This window comes from Vibrio sp. D173a (assembly GCF_030248475.1).
Genome location: NZ_JAHGAH010000863.1, coordinates 1 through 544 on the forward strand (window position 1 = coordinate 1; position 544 = coordinate 544).

Sequence of the window (544 nt, forward strand, 5' to 3'; positions counted from 1 at the left end):
CGAGTAACCCGAGACAACATCAATAACACCATTGAGTTTTTCAAGGTCGGACTCGGTACACCAGAAACACCCCCCAGCTAAAGTCGCCACTTTGGTTTCACCAGAGTGCGCTGCTTTATCCATTGTATTGGCTGTGCCTGTTTGGCTAACAAGTAACGAAAGCAGTGGTAGTGTCACCACGAGTGAAACCAATATTTTAGATAATTTCTTCATAGATACCTCATCTTGACGTTTACTCATTCGATGCTGAATGTACGAATAGAGACAGGACTTTGATGAAAAAAATTGCACTATTCACGAAAAAAATATTATGAAGGTGAAATGGTGTAGTGGTAAAAGCTCAGCTTGCGCTTCAAAACAACCGGTAGTAGGGTGGCTGATACTTTGTTATTGAACCATGATGAGTGCTTGCCACTCGATTAAGGAAAAACATGAAAGCAGAAGTAAAATGGGTAGAAGGCTTTAAGTTTCTAGGTCAATCTCAGTCTGGTCACTCTATCGTAATGGATGGCAGCGGTGGCGCCACGGCTCCTAGCCCAATGGA

General features: G+C 43.0%; 2 protein-coding genes. One reads left to right on the plus strand and one right to left on the minus strand.

The window, feature by feature from the left end:
* Positions 1 to 213: peptide-methionine (S)-S-oxide reductase (locus KIV40_RS29865; protein ID WP_285352888.1), on the minus strand; the 213-nt coding region annotated here is incomplete at its 3' end.
* A gap of 218 nt (positions 214 to 431) precedes the next feature.
* Here KIV40_RS29865 and KIV40_RS29870 point away from each other — a divergent pair.
* The coding region (locus tag KIV40_RS29870) for an osmotically inducible protein OsmC (RefSeq protein ID WP_285352889.1) at positions 432 to 544 on the plus strand (113 nt) is incomplete at its 3' end.